Raw genomic sequence first — 20,978 nt, forward strand, 5'->3', positions numbered from 1 at the left:
CTGATCGGTCCGGCTCGGCCGGGCTCAGCGCACCAGGCCCGCGATGTGCGCCGTGACCGTGTCGAGGATGTCCGTCCAGGCGGCCGCGTCGCCGAGGACGAGGTAGTTCAGGGTGAGCCCGTCGGTCATGGCCGCGAGATAGCGGGCCAGGACGGGCACGGGCACCCGCAGCTCCAGGTCCATGTCCTTGCGGAGCAGCTCGATGAGCTCGGCGTAGGCCTCGCCGTAGAGCTCGTACTGGCGCCTGGCCAGGTGCCCGAACCCGGGCTCGCGCAGGGCGTACTGGGTGAGCTCGTAGGTGAGCATGTGCGCCTCGGGGTTGGCGCGGACATGGTCCCAGTAGGCCCGGAAACCGGCGGCGACGGTCTCCTCCAGGGTGCCCTGGGGACGCAGTGCCTCCTGGACCACGCTCACCGAGTGGTCGGTGAGCGTGGTGATCACGGCCTCGATCAGGGCCTGCTTGGAGTCGAAGCAGTAGTGGAAGACGCTGAGGGAGACGCCGGCCTCGGCGGCGATGGACCGGGTCGTCGTCCTGGCGACGCCGTCCCGGGCCATCGCCCTGATCGCCGCTTCCGTCAGCTGTCTGCGCCGCTCGGCCGACGGCATGCGTGCCATGGAAGAACCCCTGTCTCAGCCGCTGTGGACGCCCACCTCGTGGAGCGAGTATCCCCAGTCGGTGCCACGCCCGAGACCGTGGACCCGGACGTGACGGGCCGGTGTGCCCGCGAACTTGGCGGTGTCCAGACCCCCGTCCCCGGAGGTCGTGGCCCACACGCTCCGCCAGTTCGTCCCGTCCGTCGACAGCTCGATCCGGTACGACTTCCCGTACGCCCGCTCCCAGTCGAGCGTGACCTTGGAGACCAGGTGGGTGGAGCCCAGGTCGACCTGCCACCACTGGTCGTCGCTCCAGTCGCTCGCCCAGCGGCTGGAGTCGTCGCCGTCCACGGCACGGCCCGGCTGGTAGCTGGTGAACGGGTTGGACTCGGACGAACTCGCCGTCGCCGCCCTGCCGCTCGCGAGGTTCACGGACGCCTGGTGCCGCTCGGAGGCGCCCCAGGTGTCCAGGTAGGACTCGGCGCCCCGGAACAGGTCGTCGACCACGTCCTGCCCGCCGACGAGCCGGATGTCCTCGATCCAGTCGGGGATCATGCCGACATGGGCGGCCCCGTCGGTGTTGAAGTCGAAGGTGCGCTGCCCGGAGACCTGCTTGTCGATCACCGATCCGCCGTCGACGCTCTTGAAGGGGTACGTCACCTTGTTCGCGGCGTCCGCCCCGCGCGGGGCGGGGTGGTCGCCGATGCCGTTGAAGTCGGTGCCGTAGCCGTATCCCACGCCGTACTTGTCGCGCAGGGCGTTCGTACGCTTCGCCTCGGCGGCGAACCCTTCGGAGCCGTGCATGTACTGGGCGACGAAACCGCCGAGGGAGTAGACCCGCTCGGTCCAGTTGAGGTCCATCCAGCTGTGCGAGGAGAGCACGCCCGGGTAGTTCGCGGCCTCGAAGATGTCGAGGACCTGGCCGGTCGCCTTGACGCTCATGTGGTCGATCTCGAGCATCATCTTGCGTTTCATCATCCCGCGCACGGCGTACTCGCCGAGATCGGTGAGCCCGCGGACATTGCACTGCGCGGCCTTGTCGTACTCCGGGACCTCGACGCCGGCCGGCAGGTCGGCCTCCGCCTCCGAGGCCGCCGTACCGATGGGGTTGTCGTGCTGCGGGCCCTTGCATGCCTCGGTCTGCCAGAAGGTGCCGGTGGACAGGAACTGCCCGACGTTGATGGCGGTTCCGAGGCCGCCCTCGTCGAAGCGGACCCCGCACAGGGCGTTGTCGAACTTGTGGCACAGGAACATCGAGCGCACGCCGAGCCCGTACAGCTCGTCGAGGCCCTTGTCGATGTCCGCCTTGCTGCACTGGCCGATGTCCAGGATCTGCTTGCAGCCGAAGGGCTCGGAGGTCTCGACGCCGAGGACGACGGCCAACTTGCCCTGCTGGACGACCTGTCGGGCCTGCGCGCTGTCGGTGACGATCCGGAACCAGCCCTTGCCGGGGCCGCCGTACATCTTGTCGATGAAGGCCTGGAGGTCGTAGGTGAGCTTGGCCTGGAGGCGGATCGAGGTCATCTCGTCACAACCGCGGTCCTTGAAGGGGTAGACCGAGCAGATCATCCCGTTGGTGACGAGGTCGTTGACGAGCACCCGCTGGCCGCCGCGCCACGCCCGCTCCACCCAGGCGTAGTAGTTGGCCTGATGGGTCATCGAGTCGTACGCCGGCCAGTCCTTGAAGGTCGGCCAGCCGGTCGGGTCGTGCTTGCCGTCGCCGCCGTGGGTGATGTAGTCGAAGATCGCGAGGGTGCCGTCCGGGTAGTGCTCGGGGCAGTCCTTGAGCGCGTCGGCGACTCCGGACTCGGAGAACACCTTCCCGCAGATCAGCCGCCCGCCGAAGGCCTCGTTGGAGAAGAGGTGGTTGTGGGCGTCGACGAACCCGCGCACCTGGCCCGCGGAGTCGGTGCCGGTGAAGGGCGCTCCGGTGACGTTGGGCTGGGCGTCGGGCGTGGGCCGTGCGGTCGGTGTCCACCAGTCGGTGGCCGCCGAACTCGGCGTGGGGCCCAGGATCGTGGCCAGCACCAGGAAGAGCAGGGAGGTGACGGTGATGTTCTTGCGTCGGCGGCAGGTGCGTCCGGCCATGGCCCACGTCCCTCGGTCGGCGGGAGGCGCCGTCGACCGAGGGCGTTTTGACTGCCCTTGGAATTGTCATGACCGGCGCAATAGATGCGTCGAGGATCGCGACCGAGCGCGTTCCGAGTCAAGAGTCCGGGACAGTTGACCTGATAACTGGGGGACATCAACCGTTCACGCAGGCCGCTCCGTTGAGAGTGAAAGCGGCGGGCGCGGTGTTCGTGGCGCCCTTGCTGCCGATGAATCCGAGGGTGACCGAGCCTCCGGCGGCGATGGTGTTGGTGTAGGAGGCCGGGGTGACGGTCACCGAGCCACCGCTCTGCGCGGCGGTCCCGCCCCACATGTTGGAGACGGTCTGCCCGTTGGCGAAGGCGAAGGCGAGCTTCCAGCCGGTGACCGCGGCGGTGCCGGTGTTGCGGATGACGATCTCGCCCTGGAAGCCGCCGGGCCAGTCGCCGACCACGCGGTAGCCGACCGAGCAGCTTCCGGCGGGCGTGGCGGTGGTGGTGACGCTCACCGTCGCCGAGCGGGCCGAGCGGTTGCCGGCCGCGTCACGGGCGTACACGGCGAAGGAGTACGCGGTGTTGGCGCTCAGGCCGGTCACCGTCACCGAGGTACCGGTGGCGGACGCGACCGTCGTCTCGGTGGAGCCGCTGACGCGCACGACGTCGTACCCGGTGACGCCAACGTTGTCAGTGGACGCCGTCCAGGTCAGGCGGGCGGAGGAAGCCGTCACCGCGGAGGCGGCCGGGGTGCCGGGAGCGGTCGGCGCCTGGGTGTCGGCGGAGCCGCCGCCGAAGATCGTGGCCTCCTTGGCGGTCTGTGCGATGCCGTTGACGCCGGTGAAGATCCGCTTGCCCCACGCCGTCATCTGCGCCGGGTCGAAGTTGAGGACCAGGTCGAGGATCGGATCGGTGTTGCCGCTCCAGGACCAGGCCAGATAGCCGATGTCGAGCTGCTCGGCGGTGGCCATCATGGTGTCCTCGTCCGGATCGCCCCACTGGTCGGCGGGGCCGCCGAACTCCCCGATGAGGATGGGCAGTTTGGCGCTCACGAACGCGTTCAGGTAGTCGGTGATCTCCGCCGCGGTGTCGAAGACGCTGTACATGTGGATCGAGAAGATCAGGTTGCCGGTGGTGTCGGCCGCGTACACGGACTTGGCGTTGGTGCGCATGACCTGCTGCCAGTCCTGGCCCCAGTTGGGCGCGTCGACCATGATCGTGTGCTCGAAGCCGGCGGCCCGGAGCTTCTGGATCGCGGCGATGGTCGGGGCGGTCCAGCCCGCGGGGTCGGTGTTGCCCCAGGGCTCGTTGCCGATGTTGATGATGATGTAGTTCTCCTGGCCGGCCAGCACGTTCTTCAGGCCGATCCAGTAGTCGGCGGCCTGGTCGAGGGTGCCGGCGGCGCTGTCCTCGCCGTAGCCGGTGGTGTCGTGCACCTCCAGGACGCAGATGAGCTTGTTCGCCTTGCACTGCGCGATGACGTCGGCCACGTCCGCGGCGCTGTTGGCGGTCCAGCGGTGGCCGTCGGCGAGGACCACCCGGACGGTGTTGGCGCCCTGCGCCTTGATGTCGGCCAGCGAGTCCAGTTCGTTCGGGTACCAGGTGTGGGCGTGGTTGACCCCGCGCATGACGAAGTCGTTGCCGTTGGCCTCGACCAGTCGGCCGTCGCTGATGTGCAGACCGGCGGCCCGGGTGGCGGGCTCCTCGGCGGCCTGGGCCGTGCCCGGGCAGAGGGCGCCGAGCACCACGAGTCCGACGAGGGCGGCCAGCCGGGCCAGAAGGGTGGCTAAGGGGCTCTTTCCGGTTCTTCTCACTGCGGCTCCAGAGGTGGGTGAGGCAATCGACAGGGAGGAGTATGGGAGCGCTCCCATGGAAGCCAATGCGTCAAGTACACGTCAAGATGCGGGACGGCAAAGGGTGGTGGCCGCGCATAGAGTTCCGAGCCTCGACCACCGCACCCGGGAGGCACGTTGACCACGCGACCCGTCGGCCCCGACACCGTCAACGCCGAGGCCTGGCGCGCCTACGGCGACCACCATCTGCGGCGCGGCACCGTGCTGCCGGAGCTGGAGCGGTTCGACTGGGGGCTGTGGGGCACCGGCCCGGGCGCCGAGATCCTCGGCGAGCTCACCGGGCGGCGGGTACTGGACCTCGGCTGCGGCCCGGGCCGGCACGCGGCGCACCTCGTCCGGTCGTACGGCGCCTCGGTGGACGCGGTCGACTCCTCCCCCACGCAGGTCGCACGTGCCCGTGCCCGCTACGACTCCCTGTCCGGCCTGCGCCTGATCAACGCCGACGCCGTCGACCACCTCGGCACCGCGCAGCCGTACGACGTCGTCTACTCCGTCAACGCGGTGCCGTACATCGACCCCCGCCGACTGCTGCCCGTCCTCGCCGGGGCGCTCCGGCCCGGCGGAACGCTGTGCTTCACCGTGCTGCACACCAACTCGCGCGGTGACGGGCCCTCGTCGGTCGTCGAGTCCCGGCCCGAGATCCTGCGGCTGGCCGGGGGCGGGGAGGTGGCCGTGCGGATGTGGGTGCTGACTCCGGAGCTCTGGACGGACCTGCTCGGCGAACACGGGCTGCGGGTCGAGGGCGTGGACGTCCTGGACGCGCCGGAGGAGGGCAACCACGCCTCGTACCGGATCTTCCGGGCGACCCGTCCCGTCCGGGTCTCCTCCCGCCCGCGCACGAACCGAGGGCCGGTGCCGCACGCGGCCATCGGCGTCGGCGCCATCCTGTACGGCCCCGAGGGGCTGCTTCTCGGCCGGCACCGACGCGGCACCTGGGAGCTGCCCGGCGGCACGGTGGAACCCGGGGAGTCACTGGAGGAGACGGTCGTGCGCGAACTCCGCGAGGAGACCGGGATCGAGGCCCGCCCCGCCGACGTCCGGCTCCTCGGCACGCTCCTGGACGACGTCGACGGCGTGGTGCGGATGACCGTGGCCACCCAGGTCACCGCCTGGTGGGGCGAGCCCTGCGACCAGCCGGACGAACGCGTCGGCGACTGGCGCTGGTTCCCCCTGGACCGGCTCCCCGAGAACCTCTTCGTGTGCAGCGCCCAGGGCCTGACCGCCTGGCGCCCTGACCTGCCGATCGACCACACTCCGGCCCACTTCACGGCGTACGCGGACCAGTAGTGCTTCGGTACCTCCAGAGCCTCAGGGTCGCCCGGCGCGGCCGGGAAACTTCCGTCTCCCCACCGCGCCAGGCACTCAGAGGCAACCAGTCGGCGTCACAGCAGTTGTCTGTTCAGCGCGTCGGCCTCCTCGGGGGTGAGGGCGTAGTTCCAGGCTTGGACGTGGCTGACGGCGCCGGGAGTGAAGTCGGTGGCCGCGCCGTTGTACTCGCCTCGGCCGACGGTGAAGGGACCGGAGGCGCTCCAGGAGGCGACACCGGTGGCGGTGGCGGCGAGGGTGCCGTTGACGTACAACTTGGCCGTGTGGGTGGTGGCGTCGTAGGTGCCGACGAGGTCGGTCCAGGTGCCCGCGGTGACACCGGAGGCGTAGGCGTTCCAGAACTGGGCGTCGGCGGTGTCGCTCTTGCTGAGACTGAACGACCAGCCGGGGGTACCGCCGGTGGCGTTGTACTGGAGCATGAAGGGGCTGGTCTGGTTGCCGTCCTGGGCGGCGATGGTGGCGTTGTGGGTGGGCAGCGAGGACAGCTTGACCCACGCGGAGACGGAATAGCTGCGGGTGGTGTCCAGTGCGCTGGTGCCGGAGGCGGCGTAGCCGCTCGTCCCGTCGAGGTTCAGCACCTCGCCGCGGGTGGTGTCGTTGGTCCAGCCGGTCCCCCCGCTCAGGGTGAGCGCGTCGTTGCCCACGGTGGGATCAGGCATCGCGTAGGCGGTATCGGTGGGTGCCGTGTCGTTGGCGAAGGTGTATCCGTCACCGTCGTCCAGGTTCCAGCTGTGGTGCGGTGAGTCGTAGACGCCGACGATGGCCCCGAAGCCGGCCGGCTTCGGGTTGAGGTGGTCCCAGCTGTCCGCGCCGGGCGCGAGCTTCTCCTCGCCGTTCGCGGTGTCGATCGTGGCCAGGGTCGTGTCGATGTCGGTGACGAAGATCGGCGGGGTGTCCCACCACCCGCCGAGGTTGTAGCTGCGCAGCCAGTCGTTCACGGCCGAGCGGTACTGGTCGACGGTCGTGGTGCACGGGTCGTTGACCGGGGACGTCGTGGAGGTGCCGCCTCCGGTGTAACCATCGCAAGGGGTGAGAGTGCTCACCGTCGTACCGATGCCCCAGGCGGTGAGCTGCTGGACCAGGGCCGTGTAGCCGTTGGTCTCCATGTCGACGTCCGTGCGGCCGCTCTCCAGCACGTCCTCGAGGCCTTCGTAGACGAGGACGCTGTTCATGCCCGGCTGGTCGAGCACGTCCCGGTCGATACGGGACAGGAGCGAAGGGCCGCTGGCAGGCAGGGGGCCGTCGGCGTAGTCGCTCATGATCTGGTTCGCCGAGATGCCCTCGTTGATCTCGCCGAGGTTCTGGTCGGTGGAGGCGTCGGCGCGCTGGAGCACGTCGTCGATCTGCGTGCCGCTCGGCAGGGAGTCGGGGCGCGAGGTGTCGAACTCGCCGTCCCCGATGATGCCGCGCGTGGGCGCGCCGGCGGTCGTGACGTCGAGGTCGGTGAGCAGATGCGTGACCGGGGTGCCTCCCCACTTGGAGCTGGTGAAGGGGGTCCCCGTGGTGTCGGTGGTCTTGTCGCCGGTACCGGGGTCGGCGAGATACTCCAGGCCGGTGTTGGCCGCGGTGTGCCAGACGATCGAGCTGACCGAGTTCGTCAGGAAGTACGAGACGAGCAGGAACCTGTTGCGGGTCACCGTGAAGGGCAGCGGATCGCTGTAGATCATGCCGCCCGCCGGCACGGTGACGCTCTGACTGCCGGAGAAGGTCAGCGAGGTCGGGGCACCGGCGGGCACCGAGGAGGGCTCGCCGGGATCGGGCACGGTGTCGGACGATGTGGCGACCGTGACGTGTCCGATGGACAGCTTCGAGGAGCCCAGCGCGTTGTCCAGCTTGATGCGTACGGTGCTGCCGGACACGGAGGGGCGCAGCGCGACCCGGAAGGTCTGGTTGCCGAACGGCCCCATGCCGCCGTCCTCGCCCTCGCTGGGGCTGCCCCAGGCGCCGGTCCAGGTCTGACCGCTCGGTGCGGCCACGTTGGTGCCGTTGGACTCCGTCGTACGCACGGTGGTGTTGCGTGTGGCCAGGGAGAAGACGTGCAGTGAGGGCGTGTGGTTGCCGATCTTGTTGCCGACGTCGGGCAGGGTGACCGACGCGATGGTCCTGGACGGGTCCAGGGGGACGGAGAACGCGTACAGCCGCCGCTTGCCGGCGGTCTGGCCGCTCGCGTTGTTGCGGTGCGGAAGGATCACCGCGGCGATCGAGTCGTCGGTGACGGTCCAGCCGGGCACGGTCAGGGCGTACGACGTGGAGGTGCCGTCGGTGTAGTTGACCGTGCCGGTGGCGGCGCACGGCCCGTCGGGCGTGGTGCCGGTGAAGCAGTAGGTGCCGGTCACCGCGCTGCCGGCGGGCACGTACGGCGCGGTCGCCTGGCCGTTGATGGCGCCGGGGTCGGTGAAGTTGGAGTACGAGGACGAGGCCAGGAACTCCAGCGCGTTGCCCGAACCGCTGTAGGTGACGGTCTGGTTGGCGGCCAGCACGTTGTCCTTCTGCCCGGATCCGAAGGCGGGCAGCGTGAACGTGGCGCCGTCGATGGTGACCTTGCCACCGGAGGTCCAGCCGACGTTGTTCAGGTCGGTGGCGGAGTAGCTGCTGCCGGTGCCGTCCATGTCGGCCTGCGAGGGTGTGGCGTCGGCGCTGATGCCGGTGTTGTTGTAGCAGGCGGTCAGGCTCGCGCAGGTGGTCGGGGTGTGGCCGGTGGCCAGGAAGCGGTACGGATGGGTGGCGGAGAAGTCACCGGCCGCGTCGATGGCGTAGGCGTACAGGGTGTGCGGGCCGGGGGCGTACGGGGTGACGGTCACCTTCGCCGCGTTGCTGGTGGCCGTGACGGTCTGGGAGGCCGGCGGGCTGACGGTGGGGTCGAGGCCGACGTCGAGCGAGTAGACGAATTTCGTGGCGCTCGCGCCGCCGCTGGTCGCCACGTCGAAGGTGCCCGCGGTGCCCGCCACCGCACCGGCCGCACCCCCGTTGTCGGTGTCGGGGTAGAGGCTGTTCTCCGAGCTGACGGTCGGCTCGTCCGGGGCGGTGGGCTGGGCGACGAAGTGGCAGATCGATGAGTAGCCGGTGGTGTCCTCGCCGTCGGTGACCTTGGCCTGCCAGTCGACGATCTTGCCGTTCGTCAGGGCACTGGTGAAGCTCGACGGCAGCGAGGCGGTGGCGTAGCTGCCGCTGGCGAGGTTGTCACCGCTGAGCACGGTGGCCCTGGTGGTCGAGCCGTCCACCCAGTACTGGAAGGTGGCCTGGAGCTTGTCGCCGTCGCCGTCGCTGACCTTGGCCTTGAGCACCGGCGGCGTGGAGGCGATGGTCTTGCCCATGTACGGGTACGGGGCGCTGGTGTCGCAGCCTGCCGAGTGCGCTCCGGAGACCGCGGACATGGTGCTGACGGCCGGCGTGTTCGGAACCGTGTTGTAGAAGATCTCCAGGCTGGGGTTGTCGGCGAAGCGGGAGAAGCCGGACGCGTTGTGGGCGTCCTCGGCCGAGTCCTCCTTGAGCGTGACGGCGAAGGTGGACGAGTGCCCGAGGGCATCGGCCTTGATGGGGGTGAGCACGTTCAGCCCGTGCGTGACGTCACCGTTGGAGGGGCAGTAGGTGGGATTCCAGGCACGGGCGTACGAGGCCGAGGTGGAGTAGCTGTTGAAGCCGGGCCGGTTCGACCAGTCGGTGCCCTTGCCGAAGCCGCCGGACCAGTGCAGGTTGACGGTGTAGCTGCTGGAGCAGGAGGCGGAGTAGACCTCGGTGGCGTTCACGGTGGCGGTGTTGATGTGCGCCCCGTAGAGGGTGGACGACAACTTCCACTGGTACAGGGCGTGTTCCAGGCCGGCGGCGCAGTCGCCCTCCGACCAGCCGTTGTAGCCCACACCGAGCCGGCCCGAGTCGGACAGCGCGTCGGTCTTGTCGTAGAACGACGTGTTGGGGCACCCCTGCTTGATCTCGTCGAAGTGCGGGGCGGCCGGGTCGTACGGATGCCAGTTGAACGTCGGATCCACGTACAGCGGGAACACCGTCGAACGGCCCGTCAGCAGCCGCGTGTCCGGGGTCAGGGTGAGCGACGTGGCGGAGGTGTTCAGCCCGACCGGGGCCAGGCGGGCGGCGAGGCCCGGGTGGCCGGCGTCCGAGGCGTCGGCCGCGACCTTGGCGCCCGGGGTCACACGGGCCGCGTGGGCGGGTCGCAGGGTGGTGTTGGAGTCCCACATCTGCGCGGCCGGGGCGTCCAGCACATCACGGCCGCGGGTGTCCAGCAGGCTCAACCCGCCGTCCGGGGCCCGGCGCAGTCCGCCTCCGGTGACCGTGGTGCCCAGTCTCAGGGCCTTCACCGCGGGATCGTAGGCCGCCGCCCTGTTCTTGACCACCAGCGTGTCGGTGAAGCCGCCGGCGGCGGTCGCGGCCACCACCAGGTCCACGCCGGGCAGTGCCTCACGGTAGGTGGCCGTCGTGCCCTTCACGACCGGGGCGGGCAGCCGCCGGGGCCAGGCGACGGTCATGGTGGCGTGCCCGTAACCGGTGCTGACGAGAGGCGCGTTGCCGCCCGCGGAGAACGAGACGCTGCCGTACGCGGTCGCGGCCGGGGCCAGGCGACCGCCCGCGGCGGGGCGCAGCCGCAGGTCGATCGGCACCCAGCGGCCGTGCTGCCTGGTGCGCACCGGCTTGGGATTGCTGTCGAGTTCGAAGCCGCCCCGGGGGAGCGCCCTGACCTGCTGCACCGGGGTGGTCAGGGCGGCGACCGCGACCTTGTTCCCGGAGCTCCGCGCGGCGGCGCCGGCCCGCTCCATGGCCCGGCGCTCGGCCGGGGTGGGACCGAACCCGTCAGGGAGCGCAGGAAGGTTGGGGTCCTTCACGGGATGACTGGCGCGCGCCGCTGCCGTCCTGTCTGAGGAGGTCGGGGCCGACGAGTCGCCGGCCCGTCCCTGACCGGCGGTGAGCGCCTGCGCGGGCACGACGCCGACCGCCACGGCCAACGCCACGAAGCCGGTCAGCGCGACCCGTCTCGCGCGCCATGACCCGTGACGACCGCCGCGCATGCGGTGAAGGTGCATGAAGAATCCTTTGCTCGCTGCTCCCGGGTGACAGCAGACGAACGTAGGAAGTGCGGCGCCTTCCGACTAGATGGAATGAGGCAGGATTTGAGCGACCTTGCCAGCAATCCTGCCCATATTCGATCACATAGCTTTCGCAAAGCTATGCCCACGAACTGGTTCTCGCGGCTCGCCCTGTCATTCCGCCGGGATACGTTCCCGCTCGTTTCGAACACAGCGGCAACACAGTCAACTTGTGGGGGGCGCGACCGTGGCGGTCACCAGAGCGTGGGCAAGTCGGGCCATGAGACCCGGAGTCGGGACGCGGTTCAGGAGCGGTCGGATCACGGCGCGCTGGCCCGTGCTGCTCGTGCTCGCCCTCCTGACACCGGCCCTGCCGGGTACCGGCCCGGAGGCGGTCGCGGCCACCCTCCGGCATGCTCCGACTCCCGCGCACGGCAAACCCGTTGCCGTGCACGAGGCCCCCTCGCACTACCACGCGCCCCGGCCGATGCCGGCCTACAGGACCCCGCACGTCAGCTGGCCCGACGGCACCGCCTCCCTCACCGTTCCGCGCGCGGACGGCAAGACCGTGAACGCGGGCTCCCTGCCGGTTCGGATCGGACGGAGCGGCCACAGCGGCGCCCCGGACCGGCTCCGAGTACGGCTGCTTCCGCACCGATCCGCCACCGCCGCGGGCGTGCACGGAGTGCTGCTGAACCTCACCGGCACGGCTCCCTCCGGCACAGCGGCCCGGGCGGCCGGCGGCAAGGTCTCGGTCAGCCTGGACTACTCCGCCTACGCGGGGGCCTTCGGCGGTGACTACGCCTCCCGCCTGCACCTGGTCCGGCTGCCCGCCTGCGCCCTGACCACCCCCGAGGTCCGGTCGTGCCGTACCCAGACGCGGCTGGCCTCCCGCAACGACACACGCGGCCACACCCTGCACGCCGACGTGACCCTGCCCGGCACGCAGCCGGCCGGCTCGCCGACCGCCGGGTCCGGCACCAGGTCGGCCATGCTGCAGACCGCGAGCACGGCGGTGCTCGCGGCGACCTCGGACAGCGGCGGCGGAGGCGGTGACTTCTCGGCCACCTCCCTGAGCCCGTCCGGTTCGTGGCAGGCCGGCGGCAGCTCCGACGCCTTCACATGGTCGTATCCGATGTCCGTCCCCGGGGTGCCCGGCGGGATGGCGCCGAAGCTCGGACTGAGCTACAACTCCCAGGCCGTCGACGGCCTCATCTCCTCCACCAACAACCAGGCGCCCGTCGTCGGTGACGGCTTCGGCCTCCCGGCCAGCTTCGTCGAGCGGTCGTACAAGTCCTGCAACGACAACCCGGCGGGCACGACCAAGACCCGGGACTACTGCTGGTCGGACGACAACCAGCTGACGCTCTCGCTCAACGGCCAGACGTCCACGCTCATCAAGGACGACAAGACGGGCACGTACCACCCGGCCGGCGACTCCGACGAGAAGGTCGAGTACCTCACCGGCGCCGCCAACGGCGCGCAGAACGGTGAGTACTTCCGGGTCACCACCGACGACGGCACCCAGTACGACTTCGGCCTCGACGAGCTGCCCGGCTGGGCCACGGGCGACACCAAGACGAACTCCGTCCTGACCGAGCCCGTCTACGCCACCGCGTCGGGCCAGCCCTGCTACAACGCCACGTTCTCGAGCTCCTGGTGCCAGCAGGCCTACCGCTGGAACCTGGACTACGTGAAGGACACGCACGGCGACGTGATGTCCTCCTTCTACACGGTCGACACCGCCTACTACGCGCGCGATCTCGGCACCACCGCGAACACCCCGTACAGCAGGGACTCCCGCCTCACCCGCATCCAGTACGGCCAGCGCGACAACTCCGTCTACACGTCCAGCCCCGCCGCACAGGTCAGCTTCACCTACAACGGCCGCTGCAAGACGTCCGCGACCGGCTGCGCGACCTCCACGCTGTCCTCGTCGACGGCCGCGGACTGGCCGGACGTCCCGTACGACCTGAACTGTGCCAGTGGCGCCTCCTGCAACGTCAACTCGCCCACCTTCTGGTCCGAGTACGAGCTGAGCACGGTGCAGACGCAGGCGCTGGCCGGCACCACCGAGACCAACGTCGACAAGTGGGACTTCACCTACTCCTTCCCTGCGACGGGTGACTCGACCTCTCCGGCGCTGTGGCTGTCCACCCTGGTGCACACCGGCCAGGACACCACCGGCGGAGGCTCCACCGCGCCGATCGCCATGAAGCCCGTCACCTTCACCGGCACACCGCTCTCGAACCGGGTGAACGTCACCAACGGCTACCCGCCCATCACCCGCCACCGGCTCAACACGATCACCACCGAGACCGGTGCGATCATCAACGTCGACTACTCCGCGCCCGACTGCGCCTCCGGCACCCCGTCCGACCCGAGCACCAACACCAAGCGGTGCTACCCGGAGTACTGGACGCCCACCGGGCAGACCAGCCCGATCATGGACTGGTTCAACAAGTTCATCGTCACCGGCGTCACCCAGCAGGACCCCACCGGTGGCGGCGTCAACGACACCATCTCCACCCACTACGCCCCCATCGGCGGCGGTGCCTGGCACTACGACACCAACCCGCTGACGAAGTCCTCGCAGCGCACCTGGAACCAGTGGCGCGGCTACCAGGGCATGACGGTCACCACGGGTACCGCTCCCGATCCGGTCACGCAGACCGACACCACGTTCTTCCGCGGCATGGACGGCGACACCCTGCCCGGCGGCGCGACCCGCTCGGTGAGCGTCACCGACTCCCACGGCGACGCCCCTGTCAAGGACTCCAAGCAGTTCGCCGGCCAGACGTACGAGTCGATCACGTACAACGGCAGTGGCAGCGGCAAGGTGGTCAGCGACGCCGTCACCACCCCGTGGACGTCGGCCGCCACCGCCACCCACGCGGTCTCCGGGCTGCCCGACCAGCAGGCGTTCCTCACCGGCGCCGCGGACAGCAAGGTCTACACCCCGCTGGCCGCCGGCGGCACCCAGGTGACCGAGACCGCCTTCACCCATGACGCGTACGGTCGCGTCACCAGGACCGACGACCGCGGCGACGTCTCCACCACGGCCGACGACCTGTGCACGACGACCAGTTACGCGGACAACACGGCGAAGTGGATCCTGGACACCGCCGACGAGGTCCGCACGGTGTCCGTCGACTGCGACACGACGCCGACCCTGCCGAAGGACGCGGTCTCCGACACCCTGACCTTCTACGACCTCTCCACCACCCTGGGCGCGGCGCCGAGCGTCGGCGACCCGACCTCGACGCAGAAGGCCACCTCCTACTCCGGTTCCACCCCCGTCTACACCACCGTGGCCAGCTGCACCGTCGACCAGTACGGGCGCCCCGCCACCTCGACCGACGCCGACAAGCGCACGGTCAAGACCACGTACTCGCCGACGACCGGCGCCGAACCGACGTCCATCACCGAGACCGACCCACTCGGCTACGCCACCGTCAAGACCTACGACCAGGTGCGCAATCTCCCGCTGTCGGTGACCGACCCCGCCGGCTACAAGGCCTCCGGCACCTACGACGCACTGGGCCGCCTCACCCAGGTCTTCAACCCCGGCATCACCTCGCCGGTCACCAAGTACGTCTACACACTGAGCAACACCGCCCCGTCGACGATCACCACCCAGTCGCTCAACGACGACGGCACCTACCGCAGCGCGACCATGCTCTACGACGCGCTGCTGCGGGTGCGAGAGACCCAGACCCCCACCCCGGACGGCAGCCGGGAGGTCAGCGACACGGTCTACAACACCATCGGCCAGGTGGCGAAGACGTCCAGCCCGTACAACGCGAGCGGCGCCCCGGACAGCACCCTGGTCCAGGCGCAGGACGGCCAGATCCCCTCGGAGACCGGCTACACCTACGACGGAGCGGGCCGCAGGACGGTCAGCACCGCGTACAAGCTCGGCTCCGAGACCTGGCACACGAACACGGTCTACGGCGGCAACTTCACCACCACGATCCCGCCGTCCGGTGCCACGGCCCAGACCCTGCTGACCGACGCCCGCGGCCGTGTCACGCACCTGTACGAGTACCACACCGGTGCGGCCGCCGATCCGGTCAACGACACCGCCTCGGACTACTCGGACACGAAGTACACCTACTACCCGGACGGGAACCGGGCCTCGGAGACCGACGCCGCCGGCAACACCTGGTCCTGGAAGTACGACCTGCTCGGCCGGCAGACCTCCGCCTCCGACCCCGACAGCGGCACGGGCACCACCGCCTACGACGACGCCGGGCTGGTCCTCAACACCACCGACTCGCGCGGCAAACAGGTCTCGTACAGCTACGACGGCGACGGACGCAAGACCGGCGCCTACGACACCACCGGAGGCGTCGCCCAGTCGGCCGCGAACCAGATCGGCGCATGGACGTACGACACCCTCAAGAAGGGCATGCCCACCGCCAGTACCTCCTACCAGATGGGCACCGGCAGCCCCTCCGTCACCACGACGGCCCTGGCGTACAACTCGCTGGGCAAGGTCGCCGCGGAGAAGACCACCCTGGCTAACCTGCCCGCCGACGAGGCTGCGCTGGCCCCCGCCGCCGGCTACACCACCAGCTACACCTACAAGCCGACCGGATCACTGGCCACCGAGGCCGACCCGGCCGAGGGCGGTCTGCCGGCCGAGACGCTGACCACCGGCTACGACGCGGCAGGAGAGCCGACCAGTCTCAGCAGCAGCGGCACGAACGCCTGGACCTACGTCAGCGCCATCGGTTACTCCGAGTCGGGCCAGCTGTTGCAGTACACCTTCGGCCCCTCCACCAACTGGGTCGCGCTGTCCCTCGGCTACGACGAGCAGACGGGCGCGCTGACGGACGCCCAGACCACGGACTCCACGAGCGGCACCGTGGTGGACCACACGCGCTACACCTGGGGTGACGCGCGGATCTCCAAGGGCGCGGGCCTGCTCACCGCGGTGAGCGACGCACAGGACGGCGGAGCCGTCACCGACACCCAGTGCTACACCTACGACTACGCCGACCGGCTGAGCAGCGCCTGGACCGCCACCGACAACTGTGCCGCCGTCCCCACGGCGGGCGCGAGCAGCACCGTCGGCGGCGCCAACCCGTACTGGCAGAGCTGGACCTACACCGCCGACGGCCTGCGCAGGACGCAGACCGATCACGCCACCACCGGCGCCACCGCCGACGACACCACGACGACCTACAACTACCCGCCCGCCGGCTCGTCGACCGACCAGCCGCACACCCTCACCAGCACCACCGCCACCGGCCCCGGCGCCGCCGCGAACACCGCCTCGTACACGTACGACTCGGCGGGCGACACCCAGAGCATCAGCGGCGGTGCGGCCGGGAAGCAGGACCTCACCTTCAACGACCAGGGCAAGCTCGCCACCGACACCACCAGCAGCGGCACGACCAGCTATCTGTACGACGCGGCCGGCGGTCTCGTCCTGCGCACCGACCCCGGCAAGGCCACGCTGTTCATCGCGAACGCCCAGCTCGTCGAGGACACGACGACCCACACCCTCTCGGGCACCCGTTACTACTCGGTCGCCGGCCACACCATCGCTCAGCGCTCCAGCTCGGGCGACGTCCAGTACCTCATCCCGAACCGGCAGGGGTCCGACACCCTCGCCGTCGACTACCAGACCCAGTCCGTGACCCGCCGCCAGTACCTGCCCTTCGGCCAGACCCGTGGCGGCTCCGCGAGCACCTTCCCGAACGGCACGGGCTTCGTGGGCGGCACCCCGGACCCGGCGACCTCGCTGGTCAACCTCGGGGCCCGGGAGTACGACCCGTACACCGGCCGGTTCCTGTCGGACGACCCGGTGTTCGAGTCCATGGACACGAACGAGCTGCCCGGCTACGACTACGCGGGCAACGACCCCGTGACCCTGTCCGACCCGACCGGTGAGGACAACTGGTGGGCCGACCCCACCATGAATGTGCCGGTCACGCCGGACGCTCCGCCGATCTCGCAGAGCCTCGCCGAAGAGCAGGGCTTCGGCAGCCTGTGCAACGCGCACAACTGCTCGGACTATCACCCGCATCCCGTCTTCATCTCGCCCCACTTCGGCTTCAGCGCGAACACCCCGAACATCAAGCAGCTGGCCGCGGCGTTCGCGAAGGAACTGAAGACGCACTACGACAAGATGTTCGACCCCCGTGCGGCGACGTACAGGATGCCCGACAAGTTGCTCTCGTACGGCACCGAGGTCGGCACCTGGGACGACGTGTGCAACGGGAAGCCGGGGCTGTGCTCCAAGTCGTTCGCCGAAGAGGTGAGCGGGCTCCATGCGGCGCTCGACAAGCAGGCCAAGGCGAATGAACGCGGCACCATGTGCATCTTCTTCGGTGAGTGCCATTGGTGGAAGGTGACCGCGGCGGGAGCCATCTACTTCCGCACGATGCGCGCCGGTGCGGACGGAAAACCGATGCTCGGCAACTCCGCCCGCACCCTGGGCGGCCGGGAGAGGGACTACGAGGAGAACCTCGACGAGGACGGGAACATCGTCGTCGACGAGGAGGGAGCCACCCCACCCGGCCTGTCCACCAACACCAATCTGCCGAAGATGTTCAGGGTGGCACGGCCGAACTGGCTTCCCGGCGGCCAGTCGAAGGACCCGTTGTGGGCCATCAAGGACGACGCGCTCGCCGCGCGTGGCCTCAGCGCGCGGCCGGACCCCGGGGACAAGTTCCATATCATGCTCGGGCCGGACGAGAACGGCGTCTCGCCCGACGAGTACAACGCGAGGATCCAGTCGACTCAGGACGACTGGATCAACACCCAGGCCGAGTCCATGGAGGACGTCCAGGCGTTCCTCGCGGAAGCCGAGGGCGAGGAACCCTGATGAGGACGGTTGACAGCATGGAACTCAAGGACGTCCTGGCCGATTGGCGGGACTACGACGACGCGGCCTTCCGGCTCGGGATCTTCCTCGGTGTCTTCCCGCCGGACCAGAAATTCTCCTCGGTGAAGCGGATGTTCTGGGTGGACGGATATCCCCTGGGCGACATGCTCGTGGACATCCTGGACCGGATGGCCGAGGCGGGCGTTCTCCTCAAGGACGAGGACGACGCGCGGTACAAGTGGAACCCGGCGCCCATCGACCTGTCCTGAGGCCGGCCGCCCGAGCACCGGACCGTGCAACCCCTTCGCAACCTTCCCCGTGCTGCACTCGACGGTCATGGACGAGGATTCCGCACGTGCCGGGTACGACGAGGTGCCGCGTGTCGAGCTCACGCCCGCGGCCGTCGCGCTGCTGCGACGGTTGCGCGAGGCGCACGGGCCGCTGATGTTCCATCAGTCGGGCGGTTGCTGCGACGGCAGCGCGCCGATGTGCTTCCCGGCGGGTGAGTTCCGCACCGGCGGCTCGGACGTGCTGCTCGCCGAGCTGGCGGTGCCGGGAGTCGGGGAGCCGGTGACCTTCTGGATGTCGAGGAGCCAGTACGAGGTGTGGGCCCACACCCGGCTGATCGTCGATGTCGTCGCCGGGCGGGGCAGCGGATTCTCCCTGGAGGCACCCGAGGGGGTGCGTTTCCTCATCCGTTCGCGTGTGGTCGGCGCCGAGTAGCTGCTCGGCTCGTCGTCGTCTGGTGCACTTCCCCTGAGTTCTGGGACAGTTGGCAAGACCTCAGGGGAGAGCTGTGACGCACCGTCAAAGACGTTTCGGCGCAAGCAGATCGGTACTCACGTTCCTCGCGGCACTCGGCACGCTGGCCGGTGGCGCCCTGGTCGGGGCGGCACCGGCCGACGCCGCGCCGGGGTGGACACGGCTCGCCACGGGCGTGCACTACGAGCAGTTCGACATCTCCGCGGCCGCGGGGCCGGCCCACGCCCATGTGCTCCGCGTGAACCTGCGCGAGCCGCGGGTGCGGGTGGAGCTGCTGTATCCGGGTGCGGTGGCCGCGCGGGCCACGGTGTCCCGGCTGGCCACCGCACAGGGTGCCCTCGCGGGGGTGAACGGCGACTTCTTCAACATCTCGGAGACTCAGCACCCCGGCGTCGAGGCCACCGGCGCGAGCGTGGGCCCGGCGATCGCGCGGGGCCGCGTGCTCAAGGCGGCGGTGCCGGGCGGCCAGCGCTTCGGACCCGCGCTGCCGCCCGGCACCACCACGAAGGACGTGTTCGGCGTGGGCACCGACCGGCGGGCCCGCCTCGACGACCTGGCACTCGACGGGTCGGTGCGGACGCCCGAGGCAGAACTGCCGCTCGGCGGACTGAACCAGTACGCGCTGCCTGTGGGTTCGGTGGGGGCGTTCACCTCGGACTGGGGCGCGGTCTCCCGGGTGCGGGCGACCTGCGGGACGGACACGGACCGGGCCGCGCCGTGCAGTACGGACACCCACGAGGTGACGGTCCGTGACGGGAAGGTGGTCGCCACGGCCGACACCCCGGGCCGCGGGCCGATCGCCGGCGGCACGACCGTGCTGGTGGGCCGGGAGGCGGGGGCGCGGCAGCTACGGAAGCTCCCGGTCGGCTCGACGGTGACCGTGCGGCACCGGCTGGTCGCGGCCACGGCGGGAACCCCGTACCGCTTCGCGCTCGGCGGCTACCCGGTGCTCGAGAACGGCCGCCCGCTGCCCGGCCTGGACGACACGACGTCGGCCGTGCGCACGGCCGTGGGCATCGCGGACGGCGGCCGGCGGCTGTACCTGCTCGCGCTGGACGGCGCTCCCGGCTACCGCGGTGGGCTGACGATCTCCGAAGTCGCCGCCACCATGCGGACGTTGGGCTCCGTCGACGCCTTCAGCCTGGACGGGGGCGGCTCCACGACCATGGCCGCCCGTACTCCGGGTTCGGCCGCCGTGGCCGCCCTCAACCACCCCTCGGGCGGCGCCGAACGGCCCGTCCCGAACGGCATCGGTGTCTTCTCCACCGGCTGAGGTCAGGGGCGCAGACCGCTGACGATGCCGGCCGTCGCCGTGAGGCCGCTGTGGATGGTCGGCGCGAGGCTCGTGCCGGCCAGACAGAAGCCGAGCAGCACGCACACCAGCGCGTGGGAGACCTTGAGTCCGCCGCCGCGCAGGAAGACCACCGCCAGGATCAGCAGCAGCACCACTACCGAGATGGAAATCGCCATGGCCGGCCTCCTCAGCCACGCCGCCTGGTCCGTTTCGCGGCGTTCGGCCGCAAGTGTGGCGTAGCGGAGGGCTCGTCCGGGCGGCTGACGTGTCCTCCGAACGAGTGGTGTCCGCGCCCGCTCGAAGGCGCCTATCGGTGGGCGTCCAGGAAGGCCTCCAAGCCCGCCAGGTCGTCGGTGTTGAAGTAGTCGACGCCGGCGGCGAGGAGCTCGGTCCACAGCGCGTCGCGGGCGGGGCCGGCCAGGTCCGGGGTGGCCCAGAACCGCACCTTCTGACCGCGCGCGTGGGCCTGCTGGACGATGCTCCGCAGCTTCTGGCGCTCGGCGTCGGGGAAGGCCCCCACCCCGAGCCAGGTGAAGTGGAGCGTCCAGTTGTCGCTGATCAGCGGGATGAGGGAGGCGGGCGCCGAGGTGCCGAGGTCGGCGAGCCGGCCGTCGTAGAAGGCCCGGCGCACGGTCTGGGCCTCCATCGGGACGCGAGCGGCGCGGTCGCCGGAGATCACGGCGGTCACGGGGCCGGGGACGACCTTGCCGTGGACGTACGTCGTGAACAGGTGCCTGTGGCGCCGCAGATGACGGTCGAGTTCGAGGTACGTCGAGGAGCCCTCGGTCTTGATGTCGATCAGCAGTTGGAGGGGGCGGTGGTGACCCCGGTACACGGAACCGTGGTTGGCCTTGACGATCCTGGCCAGCGGGTCGAGGTACAGGGACTCCAGGGTGCGTGCCGGGTCGAGGTCGTCCACGGTGTGGCCGACGAGGAGTTGGTCCCCGACGAGGAAGATGTCGGCCTCGACGCTGCCGAAGCGGTGGTCGAGCGCGTCGAGGAGGGGGCGCGGGTGCTCGTAGTCGTTGTGGGCGTGGGCGCGCCACAGCGGGCGGGGGCGGTGCTTGCGGCCGTCGGCCCAGGCGCTGCCGGCGGGCAGCGCGAGCGTCGCGGTGACCGCGGCGCCGAGGGTGGTGAGGGCTCTGCGACGGGTGATGAGGGCCATGTTCTGCCTCCCTGCGGGGCGGGTCGGAA

At 70.1% G+C, this 20,978-nt stretch carries 11 protein-coding genes; 5 read left to right on the forward strand and 6 right to left on the reverse strand.

What is annotated here, in order from left to right; genetic code table 11:
- Positions 1-24: 24 nt before the first annotated feature.
- The 3 genes from ABZ098_RS32710 to ABZ098_RS32720 all read right to left on the reverse strand — a co-directional run bounded on the left by ABZ098_RS32710 (position 25) and on the right by ABZ098_RS32720 (position 4,489).
- Positions 25-615, reverse strand: a complete 591-nt coding sequence (locus tag ABZ098_RS32710; protein ID WP_356597350.1) for a TetR family transcriptional regulator — start codon at positions 613-615, stop codon at positions 25-27.
- Between the two features lie 15 nt (positions 616-630).
- Positions 631-2,682 carry a discoidin domain-containing protein gene (locus tag ABZ098_RS32715; protein WP_356597352.1) on the reverse strand — a complete coding sequence of 684 codons (2,052 nt, stop codon included), beginning with the start codon at positions 2,680-2,682 and terminating at the stop codon, positions 631-633.
- Positions 2,683-2,839: 157 nt separating this feature from the next.
- Positions 2,840-4,489 (reverse strand): cellulase family glycosylhydrolase, encoded by a 1,650-nt coding sequence (locus ABZ098_RS32720; RefSeq protein ID WP_356597354.1) that lies wholly within the window; start codon positions 4,487-4,489, stop codon positions 2,840-2,842.
- A gap of 156 nt (positions 4,490-4,645) precedes the next feature.
- Here ABZ098_RS32720 and ABZ098_RS32725 point away from each other — a divergent pair, with 156 nt between their 5' ends.
- Positions 4,646-5,815: a bifunctional class I SAM-dependent methyltransferase/NUDIX hydrolase gene (locus tag ABZ098_RS32725; protein ID WP_356597355.1), complete on the forward strand. Its 1,170-nt coding sequence runs from the start codon at positions 4,646-4,648 to the stop codon at positions 5,813-5,815.
- Between the two features lie 95 nt (positions 5,816-5,910).
- On the opposite strand, the gene ABZ098_RS32730 is transcribed toward ABZ098_RS32725, so the two are convergent.
- Positions 5,911-10,887, reverse strand: a complete 4,977-nt coding sequence (locus ABZ098_RS32730; protein ID WP_356597356.1) for a LamG-like jellyroll fold domain-containing protein — start codon at positions 10,885-10,887, stop codon at positions 5,911-5,913.
- Between the two features lie 283 nt (positions 10,888-11,170).
- Between ABZ098_RS32730 and ABZ098_RS32735 the strand changes: the two genes are divergently transcribed.
- The 4 genes from ABZ098_RS32735 (at position 11,171) to ABZ098_RS32750 (ending at position 19,763) form a co-directional block, all read left to right on the forward strand.
- A complete protein-coding gene (locus ABZ098_RS32735; protein WP_356597357.1) occupies positions 11,171-17,728 on the forward strand; it encodes an RHS repeat-associated core domain-containing protein in 6,558 nt (2,185 codons plus the stop codon).
- Positions 17,728-17,997 (forward strand): hypothetical protein, encoded by a 270-nt coding sequence (locus ABZ098_RS32740; protein WP_356597358.1) that lies wholly within the window; start codon positions 17,728-17,730, stop codon positions 17,995-17,997. Before ABZ098_RS32735 ends, ABZ098_RS32740 begins: the two co-directional genes overlap by 1 nt.
- 67 nt (positions 17,998-18,064) lie before the next feature.
- The gene (locus tag ABZ098_RS32745; protein ID WP_356597359.1) at positions 18,065-18,451 is read left to right on the forward strand and encodes a DUF779 domain-containing protein; all 387 of its coding nucleotides are present in this window, start codon (positions 18,065-18,067) and stop codon (positions 18,449-18,451) included.
- A gap of 73 nt (positions 18,452-18,524) precedes the next feature.
- Entirely contained in the window at positions 18,525-19,763 is a 1,239-nt protein-coding gene (locus tag ABZ098_RS32750; protein WP_356597360.1) for a phosphodiester glycosidase family protein, read from the forward strand.
- A 2-nt stretch (positions 19,764-19,765) separates the two neighbouring features.
- Here ABZ098_RS32750 and ABZ098_RS32755 read toward each other — a convergent pair whose 3' ends face one another.
- Together ABZ098_RS32755 and ABZ098_RS32760 are read right to left on the reverse strand one after the other, a co-directional pair.
- Positions 19,766-19,960, reverse strand: a complete 195-nt coding sequence (locus ABZ098_RS32755; RefSeq protein WP_356597361.1) for a hypothetical protein — start codon at positions 19,958-19,960, stop codon at positions 19,766-19,768.
- Between the two features lie 131 nt (positions 19,961-20,091).
- Positions 20,092-20,949, reverse strand: a complete 858-nt coding sequence (locus ABZ098_RS32760; protein WP_356597362.1) for a phosphatidylinositol-specific phospholipase C/glycerophosphodiester phosphodiesterase family protein — start codon at positions 20,947-20,949, stop codon at positions 20,092-20,094.
- Positions 20,950-20,978: the final 29 nt, after the last annotated feature.

The sequence above is a fragment of the Streptomyces sp. NPDC006335 genome, from assembly GCF_040612795.1.
In the GTDB taxonomy this organism is placed as follows: Bacteria; Actinomycetota; Actinomycetes; order Streptomycetales; family Streptomycetaceae; genus Streptomyces.

What these genes read in the sequence shown, in the direction of transcription:
- ABZ098_RS32730 (WP_356597356.1), bottom strand. Translation starts at nt 10,887, where the DNA reads ATGCACCTTCACCGCATGCGCGGCGGTCGTCACGGGTCATGGCGCGCG.
- ABZ098_RS32715 (WP_356597352.1), bottom strand. Translation starts at nt 2,682, where the DNA reads ATGGCCGGACGCACCTGCCGCCGACGCAAGAACATCACCGTCACCTCC.
- ABZ098_RS32710 (WP_356597350.1), bottom strand. Translation starts at nt 615, where the DNA reads ATGGCACGCATGCCGTCGGCCGAGCGGCGCAGACAGCTGACGGAAGCG.
- ABZ098_RS32745 (WP_356597359.1), top strand. Translation starts at nt 18,065, where the DNA reads ATGGACGAGGATTCCGCACGTGCCGGGTACGACGAGGTGCCGCGTGTC.
- ABZ098_RS32755 (WP_356597361.1), bottom strand. Translation starts at nt 19,960, where the DNA reads ATGGCGATTTCCATCTCGGTAGTGGTGCTGCTGCTGATCCTGGCGGTG.
- ABZ098_RS32735 (WP_356597357.1), top strand. Translation starts at nt 11,171, where the DNA reads ATGAGACCCGGAGTCGGGACGCGGTTCAGGAGCGGTCGGATCACGGCG.
- ABZ098_RS32740 (WP_356597358.1), top strand. Translation starts at nt 17,728, where the DNA reads ATGAGGACGGTTGACAGCATGGAACTCAAGGACGTCCTGGCCGATTGG.
- ABZ098_RS32760 (WP_356597362.1), bottom strand. Translation starts at nt 20,949, where the DNA reads ATGGCCCTCATCACCCGTCGCAGAGCCCTCACCACCCTCGGCGCCGCG.